The organism is Sphingomonas sp. Leaf67, assembly GCF_001421965.1.
Taxonomy (GTDB): domain Bacteria; phylum Pseudomonadota; class Alphaproteobacteria; order Sphingomonadales; family Sphingomonadaceae; genus Sphingomonas.
Window position 1 is genome coordinate 701,178 of record NZ_LMLP01000001.1, and the last position, 26,466, is coordinate 727,643.

General features: G+C 66.8%; 28 protein-coding genes and 1 tRNA gene. 8 read left to right on the plus strand and 21 right to left on the minus strand.

The features are described 5' to 3' along the window. Nucleotides 1-144: 144 nt before the first annotated feature. The 5 genes from ASE90_RS03375 to ASE90_RS03395 form a co-directional block, all read right to left on the minus strand. Nucleotides 145-1,476 carry a PQQ-like beta-propeller repeat protein gene (locus ASE90_RS03375; RefSeq protein WP_055995908.1) on the minus strand — a complete coding sequence of 444 codons (1,332 nt, stop codon included), beginning with the start codon at nt 1,474-1,476 and terminating at the stop codon, nt 145-147. 28 nt (nt 1,477-1,504) lie between these two features. Then, a complete protein-coding gene (locus tag ASE90_RS03380) occupies nt 1,505-2,209 on the minus strand; it encodes a tetratricopeptide repeat protein (RefSeq protein WP_055995911.1) in 705 nt (234 codons plus the stop codon). A 264-nt stretch (nt 2,210-2,473) separates the two neighbouring features. Next, nucleotides 2,474-3,334, minus strand: a complete 861-nt coding sequence (gene panB / locus ASE90_RS03385) for a 3-methyl-2-oxobutanoate hydroxymethyltransferase (protein WP_055995914.1) — start codon at nt 3,332-3,334, stop codon at nt 2,474-2,476. Between the two features lie 24 nt (nt 3,335-3,358). Continuing rightward, nucleotides 3,359-3,799, minus strand: coding sequence for a hypothetical protein (locus ASE90_RS03390; protein ID WP_055995918.1), 441 nt, complete (start codon nt 3,797-3,799; stop codon nt 3,359-3,361). Between the two features lie 67 nt (nt 3,800-3,866). Beyond that, nucleotides 3,867-4,223 carry an ArsC family reductase gene (locus ASE90_RS03395; RefSeq protein ID WP_055995921.1) on the minus strand — a complete coding sequence of 119 codons (357 nt, stop codon included), beginning with the start codon at nt 4,221-4,223 and terminating at the stop codon, nt 3,867-3,869. A 94-nt stretch (nt 4,224-4,317) separates the two neighbouring features. On the opposite strand from ASE90_RS03395, the gene ASE90_RS20105 reads away from it, so the two are divergent. Continuing rightward, complete coding sequence (locus ASE90_RS20105; RefSeq protein WP_162235040.1) at nt 4,318-4,647, plus strand: hypothetical protein; 330 nt, start codon at nt 4,318-4,320, stop codon at nt 4,645-4,647. Nucleotides 4,648-4,669: 22 nt separating this feature from the next. Here the strand turns inward: ASE90_RS20105 and ASE90_RS03400 are convergent, their stop codons facing one another. After that, nucleotides 4,670-6,418, minus strand: coding sequence for a methyl-accepting chemotaxis protein (locus tag ASE90_RS03400; RefSeq protein ID WP_055995924.1), 1,749 nt, complete (start codon nt 6,416-6,418; stop codon nt 4,670-4,672). A gap of 192 nt (nt 6,419-6,610) precedes the next feature. Here ASE90_RS03400 and ASE90_RS03405 point away from each other — a divergent pair, with 192 nt between their 5' ends. Together ASE90_RS03405 and ASE90_RS03410 are read left to right on the plus strand one after the other, a co-directional pair. Next, nucleotides 6,611-7,039 (plus strand): hypothetical protein, encoded by a 429-nt coding sequence (locus tag ASE90_RS03405; protein ID WP_055995928.1) that lies wholly within the window; start codon nt 6,611-6,613, stop codon nt 7,037-7,039. Between the two features lie 9 nt (nt 7,040-7,048). Next, complete coding sequence (locus tag ASE90_RS03410; RefSeq protein ID WP_055995931.1) at nt 7,049-7,867, plus strand: ferredoxin--NADP reductase; 819 nt, start codon at nt 7,049-7,051, stop codon at nt 7,865-7,867. A 190-nt stretch (nt 7,868-8,057) separates the two neighbouring features. On the opposite strand, the gene ASE90_RS03415 is transcribed toward ASE90_RS03410, so the two are convergent. The 6 genes from ASE90_RS03415 to ASE90_RS03440 all read right to left on the minus strand — a co-directional run bounded on the left by ASE90_RS03415 (nt 8,058) and on the right by ASE90_RS03440 (nt 13,488). Further along, nucleotides 8,058-10,193 carry a TonB-dependent siderophore receptor gene (locus ASE90_RS03415; RefSeq protein WP_055995934.1) on the minus strand — a complete coding sequence of 712 codons (2,136 nt, stop codon included), beginning with the start codon at nt 10,191-10,193 and terminating at the stop codon, nt 8,058-8,060. A 78-nt stretch (nt 10,194-10,271) separates the two neighbouring features. Then, complete coding sequence (locus tag ASE90_RS03420) at nt 10,272-10,721, minus strand: GNAT family acetyltransferase (protein WP_055995937.1); 450 nt, start codon at nt 10,719-10,721, stop codon at nt 10,272-10,274. Further along, nucleotides 10,691-11,575 (minus strand): hypothetical protein, encoded by an 885-nt coding sequence (locus tag ASE90_RS03425; RefSeq protein ID WP_055995940.1) that lies wholly within the window; start codon nt 11,573-11,575, stop codon nt 10,691-10,693. The genes ASE90_RS03420 and ASE90_RS03425 overlap by 31 nt, the downstream gene beginning before the upstream one ends. Before the next feature lie 63 nt (nt 11,576-11,638). Then, nucleotides 11,639-12,250: a hypothetical protein gene (locus tag ASE90_RS03430; RefSeq protein ID WP_055995943.1), complete on the minus strand. Its 612-nt coding sequence runs from the start codon at nt 12,248-12,250 to the stop codon at nt 11,639-11,641. 74 nt (nt 12,251-12,324) lie between these two features. Then, nucleotides 12,325-12,636 carry a hypothetical protein gene (locus ASE90_RS03435; protein WP_055995946.1) on the minus strand — a complete coding sequence of 104 codons (312 nt, stop codon included), beginning with the start codon at nt 12,634-12,636 and terminating at the stop codon, nt 12,325-12,327. A 111-nt stretch (nt 12,637-12,747) separates the two neighbouring features. Further along, entirely contained in the window at nt 12,748-13,488 is a 741-nt protein-coding gene (locus ASE90_RS03440; protein ID WP_055995948.1) for a Bax inhibitor-1/YccA family protein, read from the minus strand. 116 nt (nt 13,489-13,604) lie between these two features. On the opposite strand from ASE90_RS03440, the gene thpR reads away from it, so the two are divergent. The 4 genes from thpR to ASE90_RS03460 all read left to right on the plus strand — a co-directional run bounded on the left by thpR (nt 13,605) and on the right by ASE90_RS03460 (nt 16,370). Further along, nucleotides 13,605-14,156, plus strand: coding sequence for an RNA 2',3'-cyclic phosphodiesterase (gene thpR, locus ASE90_RS03445; RefSeq protein ID WP_055995951.1), 552 nt, complete (start codon nt 13,605-13,607; stop codon nt 14,154-14,156). A 111-nt stretch (nt 14,157-14,267) separates the two neighbouring features. Then, entirely contained in the window at nt 14,268-14,600 is a 333-nt protein-coding gene (locus ASE90_RS03450) for a glycine zipper 2TM domain-containing protein (protein ID WP_055995954.1), read from the plus strand. Nucleotides 14,601-14,680: 80 nt separating this feature from the next. Then, nucleotides 14,681-15,106 (plus strand): OsmC family protein, encoded by a 426-nt coding sequence (locus ASE90_RS03455; RefSeq protein WP_055995957.1) that lies wholly within the window; start codon nt 14,681-14,683, stop codon nt 15,104-15,106. A gap of 94 nt (nt 15,107-15,200) precedes the next feature. After that, nucleotides 15,201-16,370 carry a glycosyltransferase gene (locus ASE90_RS03460; protein ID WP_055995960.1) on the plus strand — a complete coding sequence of 390 codons (1,170 nt, stop codon included), beginning with the start codon at nt 15,201-15,203 and terminating at the stop codon, nt 16,368-16,370. Here the strand turns inward: ASE90_RS03460 and ASE90_RS03465 are convergent. The 4 genes from ASE90_RS03465 to yajC are packed head-to-tail and all read right to left on the minus strand — an operon-like array spanning nt 16,358 to nt 19,631. Next, a complete protein-coding gene (locus ASE90_RS03465) occupies nt 16,358-16,729 on the minus strand; it encodes an MTH938/NDUFAF3 family protein (RefSeq protein WP_055995964.1) in 372 nt (123 codons plus the stop codon). The two genes, ASE90_RS03460 and ASE90_RS03465, sit on opposite strands and share 13 nt — an antisense overlap. After that, nucleotides 16,726-17,682, minus strand: coding sequence for a protein translocase subunit SecF (gene secF, locus ASE90_RS03470; protein ID WP_055995968.1), 957 nt, complete (start codon nt 17,680-17,682; stop codon nt 16,726-16,728). The genes ASE90_RS03465 and secF overlap by 4 nt, the downstream gene beginning before the upstream one ends. A 12-nt stretch (nt 17,683-17,694) precedes the next feature. Next, a complete protein-coding gene (gene secD, locus ASE90_RS03475; RefSeq protein ID WP_055995971.1) occupies nt 17,695-19,287 on the minus strand; it encodes a protein translocase subunit SecD in 1,593 nt (530 codons plus the stop codon). Continuing rightward, a complete protein-coding gene (yajC, locus tag ASE90_RS03480) occupies nt 19,287-19,631 on the minus strand; it encodes a preprotein translocase subunit YajC (protein ID WP_055995974.1) in 345 nt (114 codons plus the stop codon). Before yajC ends, secD begins: the two co-directional genes overlap by 1 nt. 159 nt (nt 19,632-19,790) lie before the next feature. Here yajC and ASE90_RS03485 point away from each other — a divergent pair. Continuing rightward, nucleotides 19,791-19,867, plus strand: a tRNA-Pro gene (locus ASE90_RS03485). A gap of 31 nt (nt 19,868-19,898) precedes the next feature. Here the strand turns inward: ASE90_RS03485 and ASE90_RS03490 are convergent. From ASE90_RS03490 to thiD, 5 genes are all read right to left on the minus strand, one after another. Next, entirely contained in the window at nt 19,899-22,247 is a 2,349-nt protein-coding gene (locus tag ASE90_RS03490) for a hypothetical protein (RefSeq protein WP_055995978.1), read from the minus strand. Between the two features lie 22 nt (nt 22,248-22,269). Beyond that, a complete protein-coding gene (gene folP / locus ASE90_RS03495; protein WP_235531635.1) occupies nt 22,270-23,370 on the minus strand; it encodes a dihydropteroate synthase in 1,101 nt (366 codons plus the stop codon). Continuing rightward, a complete protein-coding gene (locus ASE90_RS03500) occupies nt 23,346-24,461 on the minus strand; it encodes a site-specific DNA-methyltransferase (protein WP_055997209.1) in 1,116 nt (371 codons plus the stop codon). Before ASE90_RS03500 ends, folP begins: the two co-directional genes overlap by 25 nt. 207 nt (nt 24,462-24,668) lie before the next feature. Continuing rightward, nucleotides 24,669-25,262, minus strand: coding sequence for a ribonuclease HII (locus ASE90_RS03505; protein WP_055995984.1), 594 nt, complete (start codon nt 25,260-25,262; stop codon nt 24,669-24,671). Continuing rightward, nucleotides 25,255-26,409 carry a bifunctional hydroxymethylpyrimidine kinase/phosphomethylpyrimidine kinase gene (gene thiD / locus ASE90_RS03510; RefSeq protein ID WP_055995986.1) on the minus strand — a complete coding sequence of 385 codons (1,155 nt, stop codon included), beginning with the start codon at nt 26,407-26,409 and terminating at the stop codon, nt 25,255-25,257. Before thiD ends, ASE90_RS03505 begins: the two co-directional genes overlap by 8 nt. Between the last annotated feature and the right edge of the window lie 57 nt (nt 26,410-26,466).

Here is a 26,466-nt window from a genome sequence, read left to right on the forward strand (position 1 = left end):
AGGGTGCGCGCTTGCACCCGCACAGCCGTCATTCCGGCGCAGGCCGGAATCCATTGTGTCGGGTGCTCGCGATGGGGCCGCGACCTCACCCCATCCATGGATTCCGGCCTGCGCCGGAATGACGAAGGGGGTGAGGCAGGTAGGCTACTTCCAGGCGGTCAGCTGCCCCGCATCGTCGAGCAGGTAGAGCGTGCCGTTGGCGACGATCGGCGACAGCGAATAACCGGCCTTCGACCGGGTATCCTGCGTCGTCGTGATGCTGCCATCGGCGGTCGAGACCGACACCAGCTGCCCCTGCGTATTGGCGAGGATCAGGCGGTTGCCCGCCAGGATCGGGCCGACCCAGCCGATCGGGTTCTTGCGCTTCTTGAGGTTGCGGAAACCGGGCAGCTGCTGGACCCAGCGCAGCTTGCCGCTGCCGCGCGAGATGCACAGCAGGCGGGCATCGTCGGTGACGACGAAAATCCATTCGCCCGCGACCCATGGCGTCGAGATGCCGGCGAGATTCTGTTCCCACAACCGCTGACCGGACGTCAGTTCGAGCGCGACCATGCGCCCGCCCTGCCCGACCGCATAGACGCGGCCATTGTCGATCACCGGTTCGGCATCGATATCGGCCAGCGCCGACACCGAGGTCGAGGCCGAGGTGCGCGACAGGCTGTCACCCCAGACCGACCGGCCGTTTTCATAGCGATAGGCGTTCAGTTCGCCCGACGAGAAGCCGGCGACGACCGTGCCCTGCGCCGAGGCCGGGGCGGCGACGCCGAACACGCCCTGCGACTCAAGGCTGCCCGACTGGGTCCAGACGACCTTGCCATCGGTCTGGTCGAGCGCGAACAACTGGTTGTCCTGACTGACGACATAGACCTGTCCGTTGGTGACGGTCGGTGCGCCGCGCAGCGGGCCGCCGGGCTTGGCGCGCCACACTTCCTTGCCATCGGCGGTGTCGAAGGCGACGACATCGCCAAGGCCATCGGTGGCGAAGGCGCGGTTGCCGTCGACCGACACGCCGCCGCCGAAGCGCGCGCGGCGATTTTCGTCGCCCTTGACGGTGGGGGCGGTCCACACGGTCGCGCCGGTATCGGCGGCCATCGCCGTTACGAGGCCGTTGACGTCGATCACGTACAGCCGGCCATCGGCGACGACCGGCGCGGCGGCAAGCCGCGTACGGGTATCGCCGCCCTCGATCCGGACCGACCAGCGTTGGCTGAGCGTATCGGCCAGCGCGACATGGCCCATCGACTTCGACGGATTGCCGCCGGGCTGTGCCCAGTTGGCGTTGGTTTCGGCGAGCGGCAACACGACCTGAAGATTGGCGAGCGCCGGATCGACCTCCGCCAGATTTTCCGATGCAAGGATCGGCACGCGCTGGCCGACGATCGGGGTGCGCGCCGGGCCCTTGCCCTTCAGGGCGCCGCAACCGCCCAGCAGCGCCAACGCCGCGACCGCCGCCGAGAGTTTGAGATGGGTCTTCATCGAAGGGGTTCCGGAAACTGGAGAAGCGTTATTGCGCGGCGGTCTGGTTGGCCGACGCATCGACCGCGTCGACACCCAGCGACCCGGCCATCTGCACCGCCCGCCCGCGCACCGATTGCGGCACGCCGTCGGTCTGCGCGATCAGGGCAAAGGTCTGGCCAGCCTGTTGCAGCTTGTTCTGACGGAGATAGGCGACCGCCACCATTTCGCCCGCGCTGCCGAGCCACGGGCTGCCCTTGTCGGCGAGGCCGCGCAGCCGGTCGATGACCTGTTGCGGTTGCAGGCTGTCATATTCGACGGCAGTCTGGCGGACCAGCGCCATGTCGCGGAACGGCTGTGCCAGCGAGTCGTCGGCGGCGACCTTGCCAAAGGCGGCGGCGGCCCCCTTCAGGTCGTTCTTCGACAGCAGCAGATCGGCCTGCGTCAGCAGCGCGGTGGCGCGGACGGCGTCGCGATCGGACGTCGTCAGCTTCGCGACCTCGGCGGTCCCTTGCGCAACGCGGCCCTGTGCGATCTCGTCGAGCGCGGTGGCCAGCTTCTCCCCCTGTTCGGCGGCGAGGGTGTTCTGATGATGCTGCCACCAGGTCCAGCCGCCGAACGCCGCCAGCGCCGCCAGCACCGCGACGATGATCCACAGGCCGTAGCGGCGACCGATCGCGCTCATCTGCTCGCGACGCATTTCGTCATCGACTTCGCGGATGAAGGCATCGTTGTTCTGCGGGGTCAACGCCAAGGGAACAGCTCCAGGGGATGGGTCAAGCGCGCTCCTTTAGCCGAGCGTCGGCGGAAACGAAAGCGAATGGTCGTAGGGGGCGTGCCGGGCGGAGACCATGGCGGAGGGCGGGTGTTCGCAGGATGAACGGGGCGTTCGGAGTTGGCTTTCACCATCGTCATTCCCGCGCAGGCGGGAATGCATATGCGCCGACCTCCGGGCAGGAGCCGCTGGCGTCGCGTCTATGGATCCCCGCCTTCGCGGGGATGACGCGGGCGGACGACCTCAATCCTTCGGCGCGTAGAGCTGGTCCGGTCCCGGAAAGACGCGCGAGCGGACGTCGGCGGCATAGGTCTGCACCGCCGCCGAGATGCGACCGGCGATGTCGTCGAACGTCTTCACGAAGCGCGGGGTGCGTTCGAAGAAGCCGAGCATATCCTCGGCAACCAGCACCTGCCCGTCGCACTGCGCCGACGCACCGATACCGATCGTCGGTACCGCGATGCGGCGGGTGATATCGATCGCGATCGGTTCGACCACCCCCTCGATCACCACCGCGAAGGCTCCCGCTTCGGCAACGGCGACGGCATCGGCGACGATCTTCGCCGCTTCCTCCGGACTGCGGCCGCGTGCGCCATAGCCGCCGAGCTGGTTCACCGCCTGTGGCGTCAGGCCGACATGGCCCATCACCGGAATCCCGCGCTGCGACAGGAAGGCGACGGTGTCGGCCATCGCTGTGCCGCCTTCCAGCTTCACCGCCGCCGCGCCGGTCGCCTTGAGCAGCATCGCCGCGCTTTCGAACGCCTGTTGCGGACTGGCTTCATAGCTGCCGAAGGGGAGATCGATCACGACCAGCGCGTGATAGCTGCCGCGCACGACCGCCGCGCCATGCGCCGCCATCATGTCGAGCGTGACCGGCACGGTCGACGGCAGGCCGTAGATCACCTGCCCCAGACTGTCGCCGACCAGCAGCATGTCGCACCCCGCGTCCATCAGCTGCGCCATGCGGACGGTATAGGCGGTCAGCATCACCAGCGGGGTCTTGCCCTTGGCGGCGCGGATCGCGGGGATGGTCAGCCGCTTCATCGGCGCGGGGGTCGGCGTCGCGCGGCTGGTCGCGGTGTCGATGGTGAAGGTCGTGGACATGGTCAGCGTCCTAGCGGAACGCCCCTAGCGAAGCCACCCACGGGCGTCGGCATGGCGCGCAACCGCCAACTGGCCCAGCGCGATGGCGAAGATCACCAGCGGAAACGGCACGACCGCCGCCGCGCCCTTGACCGCGATCAGGTCGGTCGCGGCAAAGACCCAGCCGAACTGCACCGCGACCGCCAGCAGCGACAGCGCGAGGAAGAGGCTCGCAATCCGCCGCCGGAGCATCAGCGCGATCCCGCCGAGCAACCCGCCCCAGGTGGCGATGGCATAGATCCAGACGAACCAGTCGGGCAGCGCGAGGAAAAAGCCGCGCTCATAGTCGGGTAACGCCGCCAGCTGCGCCGGCCCGGTCGTCGCATGGCCGTAAAAGGCGAAAACACCCGCCGCACCCCACAACGTCATCAGCAAGGCGACGACGCGGAACCAGAGCGGCGGCAAACGAAAAAGGGTTTCAGCCATGTCTCTCCCACAGGCAAATCGCTGCGGTATCGCCATCGGCCCCCGAGCAGCTGCAATCGTAGCGCAATCAGTCCGCCGAGAGCAATCGTCCGGCGTAGCGATCGGGTTTGAAACCGACCTCGATCCAGTCGTCGGCGACCAGCACCGGCCGGCGGATCATCGACGGTTGCGCCAGCATCAGGTCGATGGCGCAGTCGGCGGTCAGATCGGCCTTGTCGGCATCGGGCAGCTTGCGGAACGTCGTGCCCGACCGGTTGAGCAGCGCTTCCCACCCCAGCGCCGCGACCCAGACTTCGAGCGTCGCGCGGTCGATGCCGGCCTTCTTATAGTCGTGGAACCGATGCGCGATGCCTTGCCCGTCGAGCCAGACGCGCGCCTTCTTCATCGTGTCGCAGGCCGGAATTCCATATATCGTCAACGCCACTGGCAATCCCTCTGCTAGAGCCGCACATGAAAAAGACAGCACGTTCGCATCTGCCCAATAGCTGAAGTTCGCGTGAAAGTGCTATCGTCGCCGTATGGCAGCAACGGTGTCTCAAGGCGTCTATCACCACGGCAAGCGACACCGGTTCTCCGTGACGGCCGCGGACGACAGCCCTGAAGCATTCCAAGCGGCGCTCGCCGAATTAAACGACAAGGTGCGCGCCTTCACGCAAGCAACAGCGCCGAGCGTAGATCGCAATCCTACCGGAAGCGGAAAGGCGGCTGACTACCAAAAATCGTCGCTTTCAGTAGTTCGACCCATTCGAGCTTTTGCTTACAACCGTGCCGGGTTGCTCGCAATTGGGGATGCCGTACAGCGTCAGGGTCACGGGTCGCCTCTTCGAAGGGTGGACGTTCGCGTCTAGCTTGGCGACGCGCCGCGGTCGATCATGCCACTGCGCGTAGGGTGCGGGGCTGGTCGCGGCCGGCGGTTTCCGCGACGCTGAACCGGGCGACGTGGCGGGTCAGCGCTTCGGCTTCGCTGGCGAGGCTGCGCGCGGCGGCGGTGGCTTCCTCGACCATGGCGGCGTTCTGCTGCGTGACCGCGTCCATCTCGCTGACGGCGATGTTGACCTGTTGCAGCCCGGACGATTGTTCGTCGGCACCGCGGGCGATCGTCGCGACCAGATCGGCGATCTCGGCGATGCGCGCGACGATGCGTTCGAGCGCGCTGCCGGTCTGCCCGACCAGCGTGACGCCGATCTCGACCTGGCTGCCGCTGGCGTGGATGCGCGACTTGACGTCGTTGGCGGCGTCGGCCGACCGCTGGGCCAGCGCGCGGACTTCGGAGGCGACGACCGCGAAGCCCTTGCCCGCATCGCCGGCGCGCGCGGCCTCGACCCCGGCGTTGAGGGCGAGCAGATTGGTCTGGAAGGCGATGCCGTCGATGACCGAAATGATCTCCGAAATCTCGTCCGACGCGCGCTTGATGCCGCTCATCGCCGTCACCGCCTCGCGCACGATGCGAACGCCGTCCTCGGCATCGCCGCGAGTCGCGCTCATGGTCGTATTGGCCTGTGCCGCCCCCGCTGCCGTGCGCCGGACCGTGGCCGTGATCTGGTCGAGCGCGGCGGCGGTTTCCTCAAGGCTTGCCGCCTGTTGTTCGGTGCGGCGCGACAGGTCGTCAGACGCGCTGCTGATCTCGGTCGCGCCGGTGCGGATGCCGCCCGCCGAGCGCGTGACCGAGCGCATCGCGTCGGCAACCGCCGCCATCGCCGAGTCGAAATCGCCGCCGATCTTGGCGAAGGTACCCGACAATTTGCCGCCGATCCGGGTGTCGAGCCGGCCATGGGCCAGCGCGTCGAGCCCCGATCCGACCGTCGCGACCACGCGCTGCTGCTCGGCCTCGCGATCGGCGGCGACGATCGCCGCGTCACGGAAGGTTTCGAGCGCGGCGGCCATTTCGCCCACCTCATCGATGCGGTCGCGGCCGGGAATCGGAGTCGCGGTGTCGCCGGCCGCAAGCGCGCGCATCCGGGCCGACAGTGCCTCGACCGGTTGCGAGATCGAGCGGCCGATGCGGAAGGCGACGAAGGCGACGACCAGCAGCACGGCCAGCGCAAGGGCGCTCTGATACAGCGCCGCGCTCCACACCGCCGCATTGACGCTGTCGAGATACACACCCGAGCCGATCACCCAGCCCCATGGCTTGAACCCGGCGACATAGGACAGCTTCGGTTCGTCATGCGACTTGTCGGGGGTCTTCCACATATAGCGGACGAAGCCCTCACCCTGGGCCTTCACGACATTCGCCATCTCGACGAAATGTGCCTTGCCGGTGGCGTCGCGGTTGTTGGTCAGGTCGGTATTGTCGAGTTCGGGCTTGGTCGGGTGCATCAGCATCGTCGGATGCAGATCGTTGACCCAGAAATACTCTTTCCCTTCGTAGCGCATGTCCTTCAGCGTCGACAGCGCGGCCCGCTGTGCCTCGGCACGGCTCATCCGCCCGGCCAGTTCGGCGTTATGATAATAGGCGACGACCGACCGCGCGGTTTCGACGACCTGTCGTGTATTGCGCTCGATATCGGCGTGCATGATCGCCGACATGCGAAACAGACTGATACACAGCAGCGCGACAAGTCCGATCGCCGCCATTGCACCGATCAAGTTGACGCGACCCCGGACCTTCAACTTCATTGCACCGCCCTTTTCCCTCGTCGGGGCACGATGCGCCGAATTGCTGAATATCTTCTTTACAGGTCACCGATCCCGTTCGCGCGTCGCCCCTTCGGCCGGTTGCGACAAAGTGCCGGTCCGCTGCACGACAGCCATTGACGATCGCAAACCCTGCCGATAGCGTCTGCGAATGAGTATCAATAGCGAGGCTCTATGTACGATCTGATCGACCGGCCGGTATCGATATTGTCGAACGGCGACCGCTTCCTGCTCGAAGCGATCCGGCTTTGGGTGGCGGCGCGCAGTGCGTGCCAGAACCCGTCCGCACTGCTGGCGGCACGCTTTGCACAGGCGGGCGCGCTCGACGCGCTGGGCGATTTCGACGCGTGGATGACGCAGTTGTCGGGCCATGCCCGCGTACCGATCCAGATCAACTGTAAATGCGGGCTTGTGACCGATGATGAATCGGTTCTCTTGACCTTGGCGCGCGATCTCGTAACGGGTCGCGATGCGAAGGCACGGACCACGCTTTCGCTGCTGGTCGCCGACGGGGCGATCGCACCAACCTTTTGCGCGCTGGCCCGGACAGCGGCGATGCTCGGCCAGATCGGGCTGCCGCCGGGGACCAGCGTCAAGACGTAAGGATTATCGATGACCGACCGCACCGCCGTCGTCCACGGCCTCGAACCCACCAACGCGCTCAGCGTCGAGCGCGTGCGTTCGGTGCGTCACTGGAACGAGCATCTCTTCAGCTTCACGATCACCCGCCCGCCGAGCTTCCGCTTCCGTTCGGGCGAGTTCGTGATGATCGGCCTGCCCGGCGACAACGGCAAGCCGTTGCTGCGTGCCTATTCGATCGCCAGCCCGGCCTATGCCGAAGAGCTGGAGTTCCTGTCGATCAAGGTGCAGGACGGCCCGCTGACCAGCAGGCTGCAACAGATCGTACCCGGCGACGAAGTCTATCTGGGCAAGAAGCCGACCGGCACGCTGGTCACCGACGCGCTGAAGCCCGGCAGCCGCCTGTTCATGCTGTCGACCGGTACCGGCCTTGCCCCGTTCCTGTCGCTGATCCGCGACCCCGACGTATATGAGATGTATTCGTCGATCGTCGTCGTCCATTCGGTGCGCCGCGTGTCCGACCTCGCCTTCCGCACGACGATGGAGGCGAACCTTGCCGGCGATCCGCTGGTCGAGGATCAGGCGGCGCAGCAGTTCACCTATGTTCCGACGGTGACGCGCGAGGAATTCCACACCACGGGCCGCATCGACGCGCTGGTCGAGAATGGCACGCTGTTCAGCGCCCGCATCGGGGGGGCGCAGGCGTTCGACCCGGCGACGGACCGCATCATGCTGTGCGGATCGACCGAGATGATCCGCGACTTTTCGGAATATCTGGAAGGTCTCGGGTTCGAGGAAGGGTCGAACGCCAAGCCCGGCGACTATGTGATCGAACGCGCGTTCGTGGGGTAGCGCCGGGTTACCCGGCAACCCCGTTTGTCCTGAGTAGCCGCTAAGCCGGTCGAAGGGGCGTATCGAAGGACCGCCAAAGGTACTTCGATACGGGTCTTCGGCAAGCTCAGCCCCTACTCGGTACGAACGGTTCGTAGTCGGGGAAGCCGGGGTGAGGAGAAGGGGGCGGCACCACCGCCCCCTTCTCGCTTCAGTAGCTGATCCGCACCGTGCCGAGCACCGTGCGCGGCGCGATGAAATAGCCCTGATCGAAGTTGATCGCGCTCAACGCCTTCGCATCGTTGATGTTGCGGACATTGGCACTCAGTGCCACGCGCGGGGTCAGTTCGTAGCGTGCCATCAGGTCGAGCGTCGCATAACCGTCCTGCGTGATCCGCACCTGTTGTCCGGTAGTGGCGGTGACACCGTCCGGCTCCAGATACATACGGCTCTGATACTGGCCCGACGCGCCGATCTTCAATGCCGGCAGCATCGTCGGCGACCACACGACGTTCAGGCGCGCGGTGTTGCGCGGCACGAAGGTGCGGACCGGTTCGTCATTCTCACCGCGTACCCGCATGGCGGTGAAGCCGCCGGTCGCTTGCAGCCCGGGCGCGACCTGTCCGCTGACCTCCAGTTCGATCCCCTGCGACGTGGCATCGACGCCGCGATACAGCGTCTGACCGATCGTCGCGTCGAAACCTGCGGACTCCGCCGTATTCTTCTGCCGTGCCTGGAACAGGGCTACGCTGGCATTCAGGCGGCCGTCGAACCATTCGCCCTTCACACCAGCCTCCAGATTGTCGCCTTCGATCGGGTCGATCAGGCGGCGCTGCTCGTTCGCCTGCGTCTGCGGATTGAAGATCGTCGCGAAGCTCGCATAGGCGCTGATATTGCCCGTCAGGTCATAGGTCGCACCGACGAACGGCAGGAAGCGGGCACGATCGAAATTGGTTGGCGTGGTATAGGACACGCCCTCGCTGAACGCGCGGGTGGCATTGCCGCCGACCATGACCTTCAGCGCATCGGTGGGGTTCAGGCGGACGAGGCCGTAGACGGTCTCGCGCCGGGTATGCGTGTCGAGGCTACGGTCGAACGCTGGGAAGTTCGGTTCCGGGAACGACCCGTCGAAGCCGCTGAACAACGGCAGCGAGATACCGATCGTCGCGCCGTCATAGGCAGAATCCTGCGTGTAGCGCTGCGCCGAGCGGTTCACGCCGAACATCACGTCATGGGTACGCCCGAACAGTGAGACGGTGCCGCCGATATTGGCGTCGATCGTCAGGTTGCGCGCAAAGGACTGGAAGGCGCCGGGATAGCTGACGATGCCGAGGCCGGTGGTGCGATCGGGCGCGGTATTGATGTCGTTGTCCGTATTGGCACCATAGACGTAGAACAGCTTGTCATCCTCGTCGATCGCGCGACGCTGTACGGACAGCTTCGCGGTCCAGTCGCCGAACCGGTGGGTCACGTCTCCGAAGATCTGGCGATCGGTGACATTGAAGCTGGACCAGTCGGGCGAGCTGTTGGTCGAGCGGGCATAATCGATCCGGCTGCCGTCGCTGTAATAGAGCGGCAACGCGCCCCACATCGCCGCGCGGCTCTTGTGGTTCTGATGGCCGTAGCCGGCGCTGATGACGGTGTCGGGGCCGAGATCGGCCTCGACGATGCCATAGCCGGTCCAGCGCTGGAGGCCGTAGCGGTCGAGATGGCTGTCGGTGTCGAAATAAGAGCCGACCACCCGCGCCCGGACCGAGCCGCTGCTGGTGAGCGGCACGCTGACATCGCCGTCGAGCCGCAGATGGTCGAACGAACCATATTGCGCGCTGGCCGAGGCGGCGAAATCGCGGGTCGGGCGCTTGCGGATGAAGTTGATGACCGCCGACGGATTGCCGGTCGACGACAACAGGCCCGGCGCGCCGCGCACGACCTCGATCCGGTCGTACATCGCGGTGTCGATCGAGCCGTTCTGGATGCCGAAGGCAAAGGGCAGCCCGACGCCATCGATCTGGAAGGTCTGAATGTCGAAACCGCGGGCCGAATAATAGAAGCGGTCGGTTTCCTGCGCCTGCACGTTCACGCCGGGAACCGTTGCCAGCAACTGGTTGATATCGTTGAGCTGGAAATCCTCGATCTGCGCGCGGGTCACCACGCTGACCGATTGCGGCGTCCCGCGCTGGCTGAGCGGCAGGCGGGTGGCGGTGGTCTGCGCCTTGACCGCATAGTCGGCGCCGCCCTCGGTCCGGGTGCCAGTGACGATGATATCGTCGCCCCGCTGCGGCTCCTCGGTCGGCGGCACTTCCGGAACGGCGGTGGCGGCGGCGAGGAGGATGGCGAAAGCGGACATACGAAGCGATTCCCTGAATGTTTCGCGCCGGGTACGCCGCCACTACTGCTTTTGCAAGTGACTATCAGTAGCTGGCGATCAGGTCGGTCCGTCCGCCGTCAGGAAGCGGCCGAGCACGACGACGTCCTGCCGCGTCAGCCCGATCGCACGGTAAAAGCCGAGCGCCGCGTCGTTGTCGCTGCGGACCATCAACTGGAGCTTCGGCGCGCCCGCGTCGCGCAGCCAGTCCTCCGCAGCGGTGAACAACGCGCGGCCGATGCCCTGCCCCTGACGATCGGGCGCGACCGCGAGATAATAGAGCCAGCCACGATGCCCGTCGTGGCCGACCATGACGCTCCCGATCGTGTGGCCTTCCTCGCGGGCGAGCAGGATCGTCGACGTCGCACCCGACAGCGCCCGCGCGACATCGGCATGGGGGTCGTTCCATGGCCGGGTCAGCCCGCACGACTGCCACAATGCGACCACCCGGTCGGCATCGTCGGCGATGGCGGGCGCGATCACCGGGCGGTGCAGGTGCTGCCCGCCCATAAAGCGTTAACATTGTCCCTGTCGTCATAGGTGCCCGACAGGCCGCCGCTGGTGAATTCGCGGCCAAGGCTGGTTTCCTCGACCGGCGCGTCGATCGACGAATCGACCGTCGCCCGCTTCGCGCCGATGCCGACGCCGCTCATTGTCGTCAGCCCACGCCCGCGCGCCGACCAACCCACGAAGCGACCTTCCTGAAAATAGACGGCGATCTTCGGATAGGTGGCGATGTCGAGCGGGCCTTCGCCGCATGTCTCGTTGCGCGATCGTTCGGGCAGGCTCTGGGTCGCCGCTTCGACCACACGCAACACGATCTCGCTGGGGCTGCCGAAGGGGAGCGCGCGGCTGCTGGCCCCGGCGACGGTTTGCAGGCCGTCGGGGGCGAGGTTTAGCGCGATCGCGTTGCGCGCCGCTGCCTCCGCCCCGGCCGGCGCATCGCAGCGGACTCGGCGGACCGGTCCACCGTCCGCCATCATGTCGAGCGTACCCCCCTTGCCCAGCGCCAGCCGGTAGCGGCGCTGTTCGGTGATGCCACCACGGTCGCCGACGATATCGATATCGACCGCCCCGGCATCGGCGAGGGTGATGCCGCGCACCGGCAGCTCGCGGTCGCCCATCGTGATCGCGTTCGCCGCGACGACCAGCCGGTTAGTCCCGGCGGGATCGGCGGCACAGGCGGCACCGTCGCTGTCCCATATCCCGACGAACCGGGTCGGGATCGTCACCAGCGTTTCGGGGGTGGGCGACGGCATCGGCAGGATCGAGTCGTCCTGCGTCAGATTGACCGACGCATCGGGTTCATCGGCCTGTCCGCATCCCGCCAGCAACGCCAATATCCCGATGGTCCACCGCCGCATCGCTCTACTCCCGTTACCCGTGGTTCGGCAGGACTGCCGTATTTGACGCTGCGACGAAAGGGGTCAGCGCGGCGACGGCACCGATCCGACCGCCACGACCGGCGGCCTGAACGATGCAAAATAGGCCTTGGCCGGCAATTCGATGACCGTCACTCGTCCGGCATTGGCGCGTTCGAGGGATTGGGTGAAGGAGCGCGGCTTCTTCATCAGTTTCCTGTCCTCGATCACGGTCAGCCCCGATCGACGCGCGGCCTCGGCAACGAAATGAACGCAGTTGCGGCGGTTCAGGTTATAGTGCGAATCGCCGTTTTCGCCCCATTCGTCGATCAACGACCGGACGGCGGCATATTGCGCATCGCTCAGCACGACCGAGAAATGCGCGTTACTGCGGTCGATATAGGATGGTTTGGGGCGGTCGATCCGTCCGCCGACCGATCCGGTCAGCAATGCGGGAGTAATCGCCTTGGCAGTAAAGCCATAGGTGCCATCGGCTGCCGGCCCGCCGGCATCGGGGGTGCCCGAAAAGCTAAAGAACGCATGCGGAAAGCTCTGCCCGAATTCCTGCGACCAGAAGGTGATCGTCACCGCCGCCTGCGCCGGGACGACGGCCTGCACCGCCAGCAGCAGCGCCGCGATGACCCGCAGCACGGGTCGGAACCACCGATTGGTCGTCATGCCCCCTTGCATACCGAACGCGGCGTGCCGGCACCAGCCGACACGCCGCGTCGTTTACAGTCGGTACCGTACGGTCAGTCGGCCTTGCCGTCGCGGGCCAGCTTCGCTTCCTGTTCGGGATCGTATCCCGACGAGGGTGCGGGGCGGTTGTTGTGGATCGGCTGGGTCGAGGCGGGCGGGTCCGACGCGTCCATCGATTCGTCGAGACCGCGGTCGAGCCGCGCCTCGCTATCGCCGGGATCGCTTTCCATCCGCCCGGCGATGCTGTGATCGCCCCCCGCGTCGCCCTGACCCCGCGGGGTGTGCGCTTCGCTTTCGTCGCCGTCGGGGGCGACCGACAGCGACGAAAGCGCCTTGTCGTCGATTCCCATGGTGTCGTTGGTCATATCCCTCACTCCTTCGGGACAAAAACGAAACGATCGCCCGACGCGTTCCCCGCATATGAAAAGACCCGGCGGTTTCCCGCCGGGCCCTTCATGCCGTCATCGATGACCGGATCAGTCGCGGTTGCCCATGAACGACAGCAGGAACTGGAACATGTTCACGAAGTCGAGGTACAGCGACAGCGCCCCCATGATCACGGCCTTGCCAGCGAAATCGGTGCCGGCGACCTGATAATACAGCCCCTTGATCCGCTGCGTATCATAGGCGGTCAGCCCCGCGAACAGCAGCACGCCAATCGCGCTGATGATCATGCTCATCATGCCCGACTGGAAGAACAGGTTCAGCAGCGACGCCACGATCAGGCCGACCAGACCCATGATCAGGAACGTACCGAACCCGGTCAGGTCGCGCTTCGTCGTATAGCCGTAAAGGCTGAGCGACAGGAACGAGACCGTGGTCGCGAAGAAGGTCAGCGCGATCGACGCTCCGGTGTAGCGCAGGAAGATCGTCGACATCGACAGACCCATGATCGCCGCGAATGCCCAGAACAGACCCTGTGCCGCACCGGTCGACAGACGGTTGATGCCGAAGCTCAACACCATCACGAAGATCAGCGGCGAGAAGATGATCGCATATTTCAGGATACCGGGCTGGTAGAACACCGCCGCCGCCGGCGAGGTGTCGCCACCCCACGAAAACAACAGCGCGACGATGCCGGTCAACAGCACGCCCGACGCCATGTAATTATACACCGAAAGCATGTAGGACCGCAGCCCTTCGTCGCGCGCCATGTCACGGTCGCGCGTACGGGTGATCGGTGCGGCCGACGTCCGGGGATCGGACCAGTTCGCCATTGTAAACTCCTCTTTCCGGCACTCATGCCGGCTGTTCGAAATATCGTCCGCCAGCGTGGCGATTTCAAGCCAAACGCGGAGAGCAACATTTTGTTACGCTACCGGGAGAATCCGCCATGCACCGTCTGTTTATCGCCCTTCGCCCGCCCGCCAAGATGCGCGACGCGCTGTTCGACATCCAGGACGGGGTCGAGGCGGCGCGGTGGCAGAACGACGAGCAACTGCACCTGACGCTGCGCTATATCGGCGACGTCGAACGGCCGGTGGCGGAGGATATCGCACTGGCATTACAGGCGGTTCGCGCACCGGCGTTCGATCTGGCGCTGTCGGGTGTCGGACAGTTCGATGCGGGCCGGCGCGGCCGGGCGCTATGGGCGGGAGTGACGCCGCACGACGCGGTGACGGCGCTGCATCGCAAGGTCGATCACGCCCTCGTCCGTCTCGGCCTGTCGCCCGAGAGTCGGGCGTTCCTGCCCCACATCACGCTGGCGCGGCTCAACAAATCGAGCGGGCCGACCGAACCGTTCCTCGGCGCGAATGCAGGACTGGCGTCACCGGCGATGCGGTTCGATCACTTCATCCTGTACGAAAGCCACCTCGGCAATGCTGGAGCATGGTACGAGGCGGTGGCGCGCTATCCACTTGATCCGCCCGTGACAAGCGGCTGACGGATCGTCCCGTCGCGGGACGGGCGCAAGCTGTCGTTTCGTTCATGAAACCGTCAGGCGAAGGGTGCGTTAAACTGGCCGACAACGACATGGACGAAAGGACATTCCCCCATGCGCAATATCATGTTGGCTCTCGCCGCTGCATCGCTGATGGCTCCCGTCGGCGCGACCTATTCGAAGCATGGCATCTCGGTCGGCAAGTCCGAGGCCGAGGCGCAGCGTCGCGGCAAGTATCGCGAATGGCGCGGTCGTGACGGTCGCCGCTATTGCCGCAAGCCCAATGGCACCACCGGTCTGGTCGTCGGTGGTGTGGCCGGCGCGCTGGTCGGACGGACGATCGACAGCCGTGGCGACCGTACGCTCGGCACCCTGCTCGGCGCTGGCGCAGGCGCACTTGCCGGCCGCGAGATCGAGCGGAGCGGCAGCCGTGGCCGCTGCCGTTGAACCTTATCGGGCGTGAGGAATTCTGAGGGGGCGGGTCCGGCAACGGGCCTGCCCCCTTTTCCCATCGCAAAGGTTCCCGCATGATCCGCAGTGCATCCGCCCGTTACGAAGGTCTTGGCAAGGACGGCAAAGGCCATGTCTCGACCCAGTCCGGCGTACTCGACAATCAGCAATATAGCTTCAACACCCGGTTCGAGGACGGCAAGGGCACCAATCCGGAAGAACTGATCGCTGCCGCCCATGCCAGCTGCTTCACCATGGCGCTGAGCTTCGCGCTCGCCGGTGCCGGCTATAGCGACGGCACGCTGGAAACCACGGCAAAGGTCACGCTGGACAAGGATGGCGACGGGTTCAAGGTGACCAAGTCGGCACTGACCCTGATCGCCAGCGTCCCTGGCATCGATCAGGCGAAGTTCGAGGAAATCGCGGCCGGTGCCAAGGCAGGCTGCCCGATCTCGAAGCTGCTGAATGCCGAGATCACGCTGGACCACACGCTGAACGCATGATGCGAACCGGGCCGGGGCAAGCTGCTCCGGCCCTTTTTCTTGCCGCCCCGATTTGCGGCAAAGCCTTCATCCTTTTCGGCTATGACGCTGCCACATGCTGCGCGTTCTGACCCTGGCCACGCTGTTCCCCGATGCCACCCGGCCCAATTTCGGGGTGTTCGTCGAACGGCAGACACGGGGCCTGGCCGCACTGGGTGACGTCGAGGTTCGGGTCGTCGCCCCGATCGGCATCCCCCCCTTCCCCCTCTCGCTCCACCCGGGCTACCGTTCGCTCGCGCGCCTGCCGTTGCGCGAGGACTGGAAAGGTCTGGCAGTCGATCGTCCGCGTTTTGTGAACCTGCCCGCGACACGGGGGCGGTTCCATGTCGGCGCGCTGGTCCGGTGCCTGACCCCGCATCTCGACGCGCTGCGCGAGACGTTTCGCTTCGATGTGATCGATGCCGAGTTTTTCTTTCCCGACGGACCGGCGGCGGTGGCGCTGGGGCGGCGCTATGGCGTGCCGGTGTCGATCAAGGCGCGCGGGGCGGATATCCATCATTGGGGCCATGCCCCGGCGACCGCGGCGCAGGTCCGTGCGGCCGGCGAGCGTGCCGATGGCTTGCTGGCCGTCTCGCAGTCGATGGCCGACGATATCGCCGCCGCCGGGATCGACCGTCCGGTTCGGGTCCATCGCACCGGGATCGACCGCAGCCGGTTCGGTGCGCTCGATCGGGCGGCGGCGAGGGCGCGACTGGGGGTCACCGGCGCGCTAGTCGTATCGCTCGGCGCGCTGATCCCGCGGAAAGGCCACCGCATCGTGCTGGAGGCGGTGGCGGCATTACCCGGCGTCGCCTTGTGGATCGTAGGCGGTGGTCCCGATCAGGCGTCGCTGACGGCGCGTATCGCTGAACTGGGTATCGGCGACCGGGTCCGGCTATGCGGGGCCATGCCGCACGACGCGCTGCCCGACCTGCTGGCGGCAGCGGACGTCATGGCGCTGGCGTCGTCGTCGGAAGGGCTGGCCAATGCCTGGGTCGAAGCGCTTGCCAGCGGGACGCCGATCGTTATTCCCGATGCCGGGGCGGCGCGCGAAGTGGTCACCCGTTCCACTGCGGGGCGAATCGTAGCGCGCGATGCGGCGTCTTTCGCGCAAGGGATTGCGGCGATCTTGTCGCAGGCCACTGATCCGGCGACGACGCGGGCGACCGTCGATGCCTATAGCTGGGAGCGCAATGCGTCGGAGCTACGCGACCATCTGGCCGGACTGGTCGATCAGAAGGGGTAGAAGGCCGCCGCGATCCAGCGACCTTCGTCGCGCAACACGCCCCATGCGCGTGCCGCCGCCCGGCTGTCCATCGCCTCGATCCCCAACCCCCGCGCATCGAGCGCGCGAACCAGCGCGCGCGGCGGCTGGCGCAGGGTAGCGCCGGTGCCGAGCAGCAGGAACTCCGGGACCGGATCGATCGCCAGTATCGCCGCCAGCGCATCGGCATTCAGCACCTCGAACGCGGGCGGCTCCCACAGATCGGCGCGCTGCGGCGTCATCAGCAGCGCGGGGTAGATGCCGTCATCGACCCGGAACCCGCCGGTGGTCAGGCCCGAAACGACCGGACCGTCGCCCTTGCGGGTCCGGTCGAGCTTCACCGCGCGCCCTTTTGCGGGACCGGTTCCTTGACCGTCCCCTCCCCCACCGGCGCACCGGGCTGTAGCCCCAGCGAGATCAGCAGCGACGACGACACGTAGATCGACGAATAGGTACCGACGATCACGCCGAGGATCATCGCGGCGGTGAAGCCACGCAGCACATGGCCGCCGAACACGATCAGCGCGGTCAGCGCCAACAGGATGGTCAGCGAGGTCATGACCGTCCGCGGCAACGTTTCGTTGACCGACAGATCGATCAGCTCGCGCATCCCCATCTTGCGGTATTTACGCATGTTTTCGCGGATACGGTCGTCGATCACCATCTTGTCGTTGATCGAATAGCCGATGATGGTCAGCACCGCCGCGACGATGGTCAGGTCGAACGGCATCTGCGTCAGCGCGAAAAAACCGAGCGTCATCAGCACGTCGTGAATGATCGCGACCGCGGTCGACACGCCGAACTGCCATTCGTACCGGAACCACGAAAAGATCGCGATGCCGACGATGGCCAGCAACACGGCCAGCACGCCGTTGGTCACCAGCTCGTCGGACACCTTGCCCGACACGGTCGAGTAGTTGCTGAACGTCGCGCCGGGGAATTCGGTCGACAGCGCGGTCTTCACGCGTTCGACCAGCCGGTCGGTCGCGCCCGCGTCGCCTTCGGGTACCGGCAGGCGGATCGACACGAGCGTCGGATCGCCGAATTGCTGGATCGCGGGTTCACCCACCCCCAGCCGTTCGATCGTCGCGCGTACCCGGTCGATCGCCGGCGGGGTGGCGAATTTCTCTTCGATCGCGACGCCGCCCATGAAGTCGACGCCGAAATTGAGGCCACGGACGAACACAAGCCCGACCGCGAGGATGCTGAGGATCAGCGTCACGGTGAACGCGATCTTCCGCACCGCGACGAAGCGGATGTTGGTGTTGTCGGGGACCAGCTTGATGAGACGCATGACGGCCGGGCCTTAGATATGGATGTCGGTCGGACGGTTGCGGCGCATCCATCCGGCGACCAGCATCCGCGTGAAGGTGACGGCGGTGAACACCGAACTGGCGATGCCGAGCAGCAGCACGACCGCGAAGCCGCGAATCGGGCCGGAGCCGAGGATCAGCATGATCCCCCCGGCGATCGCGTGGGTCACGTTCGCCTCGAAGATCGTGCGGCTCGCTTCCTTGTACCCCAGTTCGAGCGACTGGAGCACCGAACGCCCGCGCCGCCGTTCCTCGCGGATGCGTTCGTTGATGAGCACGTTCGCGTCGACCGCGGTACCGATGGTCAGCACGAAGCCGGCGATGCCGGGCAGCGTGAGCGTCGCTTTCAGGAACGCCATCACCGCAAGGATCATCAGGATGTTCAGCACGACGGCGATCGTCGAATAGATGCCGAACCGGCCATAGGTCATGACCATGAACGCGATGACCGCGACGGTGGCGATGATCGCGGCGGTGACGCCTGCCTTGATCGAATCGGCCCCCAGTTCGGGGCTGACGGTGCTTTCCTGCACGACAGTCAGGTCGACCGGCAGCTTGCCCGAACGCAGCGCGATCGACAGCTGGTTGGCGCTGTCGACGGTGAAACCACCGCTGATCGTCGCGCTGCCGCCAAGGATCGGTTCGTTGATGTTGGGCGCGGAAATGACCGAATTGTCGACGATGATCGCAAACGGCTTGCCGGTATTTTCCTGCGTCACTTTCGCGAAGCGGCGACCGCCTTCGGAATTGAAATTGATCGTGACGTTGGGCTGGCCGTTCTGGTCATAGGTCTGCCGCGCATCGGCGAGCTGATCGCCCGAGATGATCGTCGACCGCTTGACCGCAATGCCGCCGCCCTGCGCCGGATAGGGCAGGATCTGGCTGCCGGCCGGTGCCTGTCCACGGGCAACCGCCTGCGGATCGGCGGTCAGGTCGACCAGCTTGAATTCGAGCCGCGCGGTCTTGCCGAGCAGGTCCTTCAGCGCCTTCGGATCGGACAGGCCGGGGACCTGCACGACGATGCGGTTGGTGCCCTGCTGGATGATCGTCGGCTCGCGGGTGCCCAGTTCGTCGATACGGCGACGCACGACCTCGGTCGCGTCCTTCATCGCATTCTCGACGGTCAGGCGCAGGCCGGGCTGGGTCGGGGTCAGCACGAAGCGCGTGGTGTCGCGTACTTCGATATCCCATTCGCGCTGGCCGGTCATGCCCGCGCCGCCGCCGGTCAGGCTGAGCAGCTTTTCGCGTGCGGCATCGACCTGGCTCGCGTCGCGGACCATGAAGCTGATCTGCCCGCCCCGCGTCGAGATATCGCCGATCGCGACGCGCGGCTGGCGGCGCATCTCGGTCGAAATGCGTTCGCGCATCGCCTCGATCTGGGTCGCGGCGACGTCTTCGGTCTTCGCTTCGAGCAGGATGTAGCTGCCTCCCGCCAGATCGAGGCCAAGATTGATCGTCTGCGACGCATACCATGAAGGCAGCTTCGCCCGCATGGATTCGGGCAGCAGACTCGGGATGGCGAACAGCGACAACAGGATGACGGATGCCCAGATGGCGATCCGTTTCCAGCGCGGAAAGTCGAGCATCAGTCGTTCGCGGGTTTGGCGCCGGCGGGCGGCGTGACTTCGGCGATGGTCGCCTTGACCACGCGGACGCGGGTGTTGGCGGCGATCTCGACCTCGACGAACGTGTCCTCGACCTTGGTCACCTTGCCGATGATGCCGCCGGCGGTGACGATGCTGTCGCCGCGCTTCACGGCGGCAATCGACGCCTGCAGCGTCTTCATCCGCTTCGACTGCGGACGGATCAACAGGAAGTAGAAGGCGACGAAGATCAGCAGCAGCGGCGCGACGCCGATCAGCGTGCCGAAGATACCACCCGATGCCGCGGGCGCGGCGGCGGACTGGGCGAAAGCGGAAGGTACGAGCATTGCTGGCCTGAATGTCCGAGATAGCGGACGCCGCGAACACGGCATCCTGTCAATTGCGGGCAGCTATCATCTGCACGGGTCGCACGCAACATTTGCCCGCTCGCACGCTTCGGGCTTGCATGGGCCGAAAAGCAGGCCTAAAGGCACGCCCTCTCTGATCGGGGCGTAGCGCAGCCTGGTAGCGCATCACACTGGGGGTGTGGGGGTCGCAGGTTCGAATCCTGTCGCCCCGACCAGAGAGTTCGGGCGAATCACTCGCCCTCCCCCTTATTTCGCCGGCACTTTTACCCGCAGCACCGCGTCCGGCGCGTCGTGCAGCCGCAGGGTCAGCATGTCCTGCGTGCCCGGCACATCGACCGATCCGCCGACGAACCCGGCGGGCAGCGGCGTTGCATCCTTCATGTCCGGGGTCGTCCCGATCGCGGCGACGACGAACAGGTCGCGCCCGCTCACCGTACAGCGCTCGCGACAGGCGATGCCGGTCAGCACCGGCAGGCGGACCAGCGTCCCCAGCGGCTGCCACGCCCCCGCCGCACCGCCGCGCCATGCCCGGAAGCGCAGCGATCCCGCCGCGCCCGCGCCGAACGCCGCTTGCGGCGCGATCGTCGCCACCGCGATATCGTCGCCGATCCGCTGTACCGCGCCGGACGCGATGGTCAGCCGCCTGGCGACGTCACCGTTCGCGATCTCGATCCCGTCCTCGCCGCCGCTCAGACCACCGGCGATGCGGGTCGAGAAGGTCAGCGTCGCACCGGTCGGCACCAGCCCGTCGGGCAGGTCGATCGGCAACGCTCCAGCGGGCGGCGCATAGACGACACGCCGGTCGAGCAACGTCGCGACCGGCCGTGCCGGCGCGACCGTTACGGCCACCGTTGCGGTACGACCATCGCGTAGTTGCACCGCCGCGCCGTCCGCCGGTTCGGTCACCGCCTGCCCGGCGGTCAGCGTCAGCCGATCGCCCTCCCCGACCCGCGTCAGCGCACCCGCCGCGAAGCGCGTACCGCCCAGCGTCAGTCCCGTCACCTGATCGAGCCGTGCCCCCTCCAGCACGCCGTCCCGGTCGCCGGCATGGATGGTGAACCGATCGAGCCGGCTCGGCTCGGCGCGACCGGTCAGCGCAATCTGATCGGGGGCGACCGCGCCGAATCGAACGACGGTCAGCGTCAGCGTCCCCGGCCGGGTCTTGACGAGGGGCAGCGTCACGTCGAGCACGTCGGGCGCGGCCGACTTCCACGTCAGCGAGCGACTGAGCCCACCCGCATCGCGCAGCGTCAGCCCGGCGACGCATGCCGCCGCCCCGCCGCGCAGCACCAGCGGATGGTCGCGCCCGACGATCACTGTCGCATCGGGCTGCGCGGTCCACGCACCGGGACCGTCGAGCTGCGCCGGCACGCGCGGACCGCTGAACGCGTCGAAGCCCCAGCGTCCCTGTACCACCGCCTCGGTCACCGGCCCCGCCACCTGCGACCCGCCATTGGCCAGCACCAGCCCGCCACGCTCGGCATCGGCGGTCAGCGGCAGTGTCGACACCCGGCCATCGACGGCGGTGACGCGCAGCACCAGATCGCGCGCATAATCGGTGGCGAACAGCAGCGACGCGTCATCGATCGGCAGCACCAGATCGGGCTTCGCCAGACAGAGCGCCCCCGGCGCACTCGACCGCCACAAAGGCGGCGGTGCGGCGCCGATCGGCGGCAATGGCGCGACCAGCACCGATCGCGGATTCTGGAAAGACGGGGCGCTGTTCAATTGCAGGTGGATCGCCTGCCCCTGCCCCAGCGCCAATGCGGGAAGATATTGATATTGCGCGGTACGAAACGCCCCGAACAGCCGCGCCAGATCGCGCGCCAGCCCGATATAGGGGCTGTAATAGCCCGCCCCACCCTCCCGCGTCGCCGCCACGCGATACGCAAGGTCGACCGGGGTGCCGGTCAGCGTTTCGGTCAGGGTCGCGCCGCGTTGCGCCTGCAACACGAGCGAGTCGCGCTGCTGGGTCAGGCACGCCGCCTGCAACGCGCGCTGGCGCAGCAGGCAATCGGCGTTCAGCTTGATCCGCAGCGCATCGGCCAGCACCGGCGCGGCGGTGGCGAGCCGTTCGGGCGCACGCTCACCGATCCGGCCGATCGCGCCGACGAACGCATCCAGCCGCTGCCGGTCGAGCGACGCCTGATACAGATCCTGCGCCGCGCGTACGAACACGCCCGGCCGCCCGCGCACCGCGCCACGCACCGCCGAAAAGCCGCCGCCCGCTTCGGGGGCGAGGAACAACAGCACCTGCTCGGCACCCTCGGGCACCGTCACGGTCAGGACGTTCTTCTTCTTGTTCCACGTCTCGACCGACGTGAACCAGTCCTTGGGCGGCGGATTGGTCGCCCCGCGCAGGAAAGCGACGACCAGCAGATAGCGCGCCGATTGATCGGCAGGCAGCAACGCCTTCGCCGTCAGCGTATCGCCCCCGCGCAGCGCCGGAACCGCCGCGACCGGCAGCTCGACGTCGCCCCGCCGGACCATGACCGACACGTCGGGACCGGCCAGATCGAAGCCGTTCTGCTGGGCATGGGCCGTATCGGCGAACAGCGCCGAGAGCGCGGCGAGCAACAGGAGAACGCGAACCATGCCCGCCCCTATAGCGGACGCCCTATGGCGCGACCAAGGCCGCATCGCGCAAGCCGCGCCATACCCGGATCGCCTGCACCGTTTCCGCCACGTCGTGGACCCGCACGATCTGCGCGCCGCGCTCGACCCCGGCCAGCGCCAGCGCGACCGATCCGCCCAGCCGCTGGTCGGCCGGTGCCTCGTTCGACAGCGCACCGATGATCCGCTTGCGACTGGCACCCAGCATCACCGGACAGCCAAGGCCATGGAACAGCGCCAGCCCGTTCACCAGCGCCAGATTGTCCGACAGCGCCTTGCCGAAACCGATGCCGGGATCGACCACGATCTTCGCCCGGTCGACTCCGGCGGCGACGACCGCCTCGACCCGCGCCTCCAGCCAGTCGAACACGTCGAGCAGCGGGTCGCGATAGCCGCCGCAGCCATGCGGGCCCTGTGCCGGGGCGGGCGAATGCATCAGCACCACCGGGCAGCCGCTCGCCGCTACTACGTCCAGCGCGCGCGGATCATAGGCGAGCGCGGCGACATCGTTGACCAGATGCGCGCCCGCCGCCAGCGTCGCCGCCATCACCGCCGCCTTGCGCGTGTCGACCGAGATCGCGACCCCCGCCGCCGCCAGCCGTTCGACGACCGGCACGACGCGGGCGATCTCATCGCCCTCCCAAACCGTCGCCGCCCCCGGCCGGGTCGATTCGCCGCCCAGATCGATCAGCGCCGCCCCCGCCGCCGCCATCGCGACGCCGACCGCCGCCGCGCCGGCGGGATCGTCGACATGGCGTCCGCCATCGGAAAAACTGTCCGGGGTAACGTTCAGGATCACCATGACCTGCGGCTGATCGAAGCGCAGCACGCGGTCGCCGAGCATCAGCGGCGTACGGGGCGAGGTGATCCGTCGGTGCAGCAGCCGCGCCCGTTCGGCCTTGGCCGGCGACAGGCTGGCCACCCATGGTTCGAACGCCTCGACCGGGACGACCGACCGCGCGCCTCCACGTTCGCGCACCTCATAGGCGGCGAACCACAGCATCCCGCCCGCCAGCCGCAGCGCGCCACCATCGGGCAACCCGACCGGCGTGTCGACGAAACGGACCGGGCGGAGATACATCAGGGCTGCGTCGCGAGCAGCCATTGCTGGCGCAGCGCATCGACCGGGGTCAGCCCGTTCGGCCCCTCGCTATGCCAGAAGGTCCAGCCATTGCACGTCGGCGCATGTTGCAACGTCGAACCGAGCTTGTGGATCGACCCGGCCGCACCGCAATCGGACAGCAACGAGCCATCGGCCAGCACCGTCGCGCGGAACCGGCGCTTCGCATCGGTCACGATCGACCCGGCGGGCAGCAGGCCGTTTTCGACCAGCACCCCGAACGCCACGCGCGGCGGCCTGGTCGGCGCGCGCATTGCCCGGATCGCCGATTCGTCGAGTGGCAGCGCCGCCTCGATCCGCGCCGTCGCCGCCTCGACATAGGTCGCGTCGCGCTCGATACCGATGAAATGCCGTCCCAGCCGCTTGGCGACCGCACCGGTCGTGCCGGTGCCGAAGAACGGGTCGAGCACGACGTCGCCGGGATTGGTCGATGCCAGCAGCACGCGGTACAGCAAAGCCTCGGGCTTCTGGGTCGGATGGACCTTGGTCCCGTCCTTGCGCAGCCGCTCCGGCCCGCCGCAGATCGGAAATTCCCAGTCGGACCGCATCTGCAGTTCGTCGTTCAGCGTCTTCATCTGGCGATAGTTGAAGGTGTAGCGCGCCTTCTCACCCATCGATGCCCAGATCATCGTCTCATGCGCGTTGGTGAAGCGCGTGCCCTTGAAATTGGGCATCGGGTTCGATTTGCGCCACACGATGTCGTTCAGGATCCAGAAGCCCTGATCCTGTACGATCGATCCGACGCGGTAGATATTATGATAGCTGCCGATGACCCAGATCGTACCCGCGGGCTTCAGGATACGACGCGCCTCGGTCAGCCAGTCGCGGCTGAACTTGTCATAGGCGGCGAAGCTGTCGAACTTGTCCCAATCGTCGTCGACCGCATCGACCTGGCTGCCATCGGGCCGCAGCAGGTCGCCGCCCAGTTGCAGATTGTAGGGCGGATCGGCGAAGATGCAGTCGATCGAGTTCGCCGGGAGCGAGCGCATCGCGTCGATGCAATCGTCCATCAGAATACGGTCGAGCGGCAGCGTGACCGTCGCGGGGGCCTTTGCCCGGATTTTTGTCGCTACCATCGTCGCCAGTCCCCCTTGAATCGGCTCCATTTCGGGGAATCGGCGAGTCGCGGTCAAGAGGGAATGCTTGACTCTCGTCCCGTGCCGGATTCGTTCCGGCGACGAATCGAGTCGCGGAAGAGCAGATGTTGAGTCTGCCGGAGTCGGCAGGACTCAAGATGTGGTAGGAAACGGTTCGTCGCAAATCCTCCCCGGCACCGGGAGGAATTAAAGCAGCATCGCCTGCGCGACCGGCGCGAAGCTCCGGCGGTGCAGCGGCGTCGGGCCGAGCGTCCGGAGCGCCTCCAGATGCACCTTCGCCCCGTACCCCTTGTTCGACGCCCATCCGTACCCCGGATGCCGCACGTCCGCCTCTATCATCACCGCATCGCGGGTCTGTTTGGCGACGATCGACGCCGCCGCGATCGACAGGCTGATCGCATCGCCGCCGATCACCGCGACGCTCGGGTGCGACCAGTTGGGACAGCGATTGCCATCGACCAGCACCATACCACACGCCATGCCGAGCGCATCGACGGCGCGTTCCATGGCGAGCATCGTTGCCCACAGGATGTTCAACCGGTCGATTTCCTCGACGGTCGCGATGCCGACGCCGATCGTCGCGCAGTCGAGCAGCCGGGCGTGAAGGTCGGCACGGCGCTTCGCGCTCAACTGCTTCGAATCGTTGAGGCCGTCGGGGATGCAATCGCGGTCGAGCACCACCGCCGCCGCGACCACCGGTCCGGCCAGCGGGCCGCGACCCGCTTCGTCCACCCCCGCCACCGGCCCGACATGGCGCGCCTCGTGGCTCCAGTCAGGCATCGGCGATGCGCCATGGCGGAAAACGCCGCATCTCACCCGCCTGATACAGGCAGACCTCGTTACCCGCCGGATCGAACAGCCGCGCCTCGCGCCAACCCCATGGCCGGTCGATCGGCTCCTGCGCGAACGATACGCCCTGCCCGCGCAGATAATGGACGATCACGTCGAGATCGCCGACCTCGAAATAGACCGCCGGCACCTTGCGTTCCTCGGTCATCTCGATGGAGAAGGTCGCCCCGCCCTCGGTCTCGAACCGGGCATAGCGGCGGCTGGAGCGAACGATGGGTTTCAGGCCGAGCAGGCGATAGAAATGCTCGCTGACCGGCACGTCGTTGGCGGGCACCGTCACCTGGTTCAGCATCGGCGACCAGCGCGACTGGTTGAGGTCGAGCCGAACGCCCTGCTGCGCCATCGGCCCCGCCCCGCGCCCCAGTTCGTCGGCCCCCAGCATGGCGATGCGCACGAAGCTGCGCGCGCGGCCGATCGCTTCGGCCAGCGTCCATTCCTTCGCGAGTTCGCACGCGATGGCGGTCGACAGCGTACAGCCGGTGCCGTGCGTCGCCATGCCGTCGACGCGCGGTGCCGACCATTCGACCAGCGGCGCGGTGCCGGGTTTGCGCTGGTGCAGGCGGTCGATCACGACTTCGCCCTCGCCATGCCCGCCCTTTTCCAGCAGCGCGCAGCCGTGACCCTGCACCGCATCGGCCCCGCCCAGCGCCTTCAGTTCGGGCAGGTTGGGCGTCGCTACCGTCGCCACCGCCATCAGCCGTTCGAACGCCGCGACCGTGGCTTCGTCGGCCAGCCGCGCGCCGCTGGTCGCGATCATCACCGGGTCGAAGACGACGGGAATGCCGGGCAGGTCACGCAACCGGTCGGCCAGCGCATGGGCAGTGCGCGCCGATCCGATCATGCCGATCTTGATCGCATCGACCCCGATATCGCGGACCACCGCATCGATCTGCGCCATGACCATGTCGGTCGGGACGGCATGGACGGCATCGACGCCCAGCGTGTTCTGCGCGGTGATCGCAGTGATCGCGGTCATGGCGTGGCAGCCGAGCATCGTCGCGGTCTTGATATCCGCCTGGATACCGGCGCCCCCGCCGGAGTCGGAGCCGGCGACGATCAGAATGCGGGGTGTGGTCATGGGGTTGGCGTTAGCAGCGGTAAGGAGCCGTTAAAAGTCCTCCCCGCCTGCGGGGAG